This window comes from Micromonospora sp. KC207, from assembly GCF_004348615.1.
In the GTDB taxonomy this organism is placed as follows: domain Bacteria; phylum Actinomycetota; class Actinomycetes; order Mycobacteriales; family Micromonosporaceae; genus Micromonospora.
On the sequence record NZ_SMKJ01000466.1, the window covers coordinates 1 to 3,320 of the forward strand.

2 protein-coding genes are annotated in these 3,320 nt (G+C 72.2%); both read left to right on the forward strand.

Annotated elements, in window-relative coordinates:
- Positions 1-2,989 (forward strand): type I polyketide synthase (locus tag E1258_RS31310; protein ID WP_132407434.1); only part of this gene is annotated, 2,989 nt, incomplete at its 5' end.
- Positions 2,986-3,320 (forward strand): hypothetical protein (locus tag E1258_RS31315; RefSeq protein ID WP_132407436.1); only part of this gene is annotated, 335 nt, incomplete at its 3' end. The genes E1258_RS31310 and E1258_RS31315, both read left to right, overlap by 4 nt.

A 3,320-nucleotide genomic window follows, 5' to 3' on the forward strand; every position in this document is an offset into this window, starting at 1 on the left:
GGTCGACCCGGTACCGATCCGGGTCGAGCCCGTTCCCGTTCCGACCGGCCCCGCTCCGATCCGGGTCGAGCCCGCTCCGGTCGTGGTCGACGCCGTACCCGTTCCGGACGAGCCGGGTACCGGTCGGCGCGACGGCGGGACGCAGCGCCCGCTGGAGATCGCCGTGATCGGCATGTCCGGCCGCTTCCCCGGTGCCCGCGATCTCGCGGAACTGTGGGACAACCTGCGCGCCGGCCGGTGCACCGTCGGCGAGGGCGACCGGTGGTCGGCGGACAACCCGTACGACGCCCGGCGGCCCGGTCTCACGTACAGCAAGCGGGGTGGGTTCCTCACCGACATCGACCGCTTCGATCCGCTGTTCTTCAACATCTCGCCCCGTGAGGCGGCGTTGATGGACCCGCAGCACCGGCTCTTCCTCGAGGAGGCGTGGCGGGCGCTGGAGGACGCCGGCCACTCGCCGGACTCGCTGCGCGGCCGGGCCTGTGGTGTCTACGTCGGCTTCAACGGCAACGACTACTACCGGCTGGTCGAGGAGAGCGGGGTCGATCCGGACTCGCACGCCTTCGCCGGCAACAGCGAGGCGATCCTCTCCGCGCGGCTGCCGTACCTGCTCGACCTCAAGGGGCCGAGCATCACGGTGAACACCGCCTGCTCGTCCTCGCTGGTCGCGGTGGACATGGCGTGTGACGCGATCCGGAGGGGCACGGTCGAGACCGCGCTGGTCGGCGGCGTGATGCTGATGACCACGCCGTTCTTCCACCACCTGGCGAGCCGGGCTGGGATGATCTCCCCCGCCGGGCTGTGCAAGACCTTCGCCGAAGACGCGGACGGTTTCGTACCGGGTGAGGGCGTGGGCATCGTCGTGCTCAAGAGCCTGCCGGACGCGCTGCGCGACGGCGACCACGTGTACGGGGTGATTGCCGGTTCGGGCGTCAACCAGGACGGCCAGACCAGCGGCATCATGGCGCCCAGCGGCCCGTCCCAGACCGCGCTGGAGGTGTCGGTCTACGAGCGGTACGGCATCGACCCGGACCGCATCACCTACGTCGAGGCGCACGGCACCGGCACCCGACTGGGCGACCCGATCGAGGTGGACGCGCTCACCGACGCGTTTCGCCGCTTCACCGACCGGACCGGCTACTGCGCGATCGGCTCGATCAAGTCGAACATCGGCCACACGCTCGCCACCGCTGGCATGGCGGGCCTGCTCAAGACCCTGCTCTGCCTGCGCCACCGCACCCTCGTGCCGACCGTCAACGTGGATCGGGAGAACAGGCTCATCGACTTCGCCAACTCACCGTTCCAGGTGAACACCCGCTGCCGCCCCTGGAAGAACCCGGATGGCGGGCCCCGCTTCGCGGCCATCAGCTCGTTCGGGTTCAGCGGGACCAACGCGCACCTCGTGGTCCGCGAGCCGGTCGAGGTCGGGCCGGCACCGGCACCGGCGTTCCCGACGTACCCGGTACCGGTGTCCGGGCACACGCCGGAGACGCTGCGTGCCCGCCTGGTCGACCTGCGGGCCTGGCTGCGCGCCAACCCGGACGCCGCCCTGCGCGACATCGCCTTCACACTGGCGCTCGGCCGTGCCCACCTGGCGTACCGCACCGGGTGGGTGGTGACCGGGCTGGCGGAGCTGGCCGACCGGATCGACGCGGCACTGGCCGGTGCCGAGCCCCTGCCGGCCGCACCCGCCTCGGCCCGCCCCGGCCCGGCGGGTGCCCTGGACGACGGGACGGGCTGGTCGGTGGCGGGGACGTCCGGGGCGGACCTGCCTCGGGAGGCTCGCCTCGACGTGGCGGTACGTGCCTTCCGGCACGGCGAGGACCCGCCGTGGGCGACGCTGTTCGACGAGGCGGGCTGCCGGCGACTGCCGCTGCCGACCTACCCCTTCGCCGGTGACCGATACTGGGTGCCGTCCCCGCCGTCGCTGCCGTCTGCGGTGTCGGCTGCCGCCTCCGCCGGACCGGCGGCCGGTCCGGACACGCCGGTCGACGCCGGTGCCGCCCGGCCGCACCCGTTGCTCGGCGCGAACGTCTCCACCCTGCGCGGATACCGCTTCCGTACCCACTTCACCGGCACCGAGTTCGTGCTGGCCGACCACGTGGTCGCCGGCCGTCCGACGCTGCCCGGCGTGGCCCAGTTGGAGTTGGCACGGGCGGCCGGGGAACTGGTGGCGGAGGAACCCATCGGCCGGCTGCACGGCGTCGTGTGGTTCCGGCCGCTGGTGGTGACCGGCGGCGGGCTGACGGTCGACGTCGGGTTGCGATCCGAGGGCGTGGCGCTGGCGTTCGAGGTGACCAGCCATGACGGCACGGTGCTGCATGCCCGGGGCCGGCTGACCCCGACCGGAGCGGCGCGGCTTGCCCAGCCGGCACCTGTCGACCTCGTGGCACTGCGTGAGGGGGCGTCGGAGCCCCTGGCAGGGACCGCGTGCTACCGGATCTTCGACGACTCCGGACTCCACTACGGACCGTCGTTCCGTGGGATCGAAGCGCTTCACCGCACACCGGACGCCGTGCTGGCCCGAATCGTGCTGCCGACCGGTACGCCGTCCACCGGCTTCGTCCTGCACCCGTCGGTGCTCGACGCGGCCCTGCAGAGCGCGATCGGCTTCCGCGACGACCTGACCGACCCTGGCACGGACCAGCCGTACGTGCCCTTCGACCTGGGCGGCGTCGAGATCCTCGGCCCGGTTCCGGCCGCCGGCTGGGCGTACGCGCGACCGGCGGCGGGAGTCGCCGGGTCCGGCGGTCGCCGGCTCGACGTGGACCTGCTCGACGACACCGGCCTTCCCCGGGTACGGCTGCGGAACCTGACGCTGCGGGCGATGCCCGGCGACGGTGCCACGGGGCCGGTGGCCGCCGTACCGCCGGCCGACGGCGTGAACGGAACGGGGCCCCTGGACGAGCTCGAACGGATGCTCAGCCGGCTCGCTTCTGGACATATCGACATCAGTGACGCCAGGAACCAGCTCGAGGAGATGCAGTGACCGTCACCCCGAAGACCGACGAGCTGCTGGAACAGGTCCGCTCGGGACTCCTCACCCCGGCCGAGGCGGCGGCCGAGATCCGGCGCCTGCGCGCCGCCGCGCCCGCGCCCGAGCCCGTGGTGGTGGGTTTGGCGGAGCGGTGGGTGGCGGAGTCTGTGTCTTTGGGTGATGTGTCGGGGTGGTCTGTGTTGGTGGTTGGTGGTGATGAGGCTGTGGTGTCGGTGTTGTCTGGTGTGGTGGGTCTGGTGGTGGTGGCTTCGCCTGGCGAGGTTGGTGAGGTGTTTGAGGGTTTGGTGGTTGGTGGTGTCGTTTTGGATGCGGTGGTGTGGGT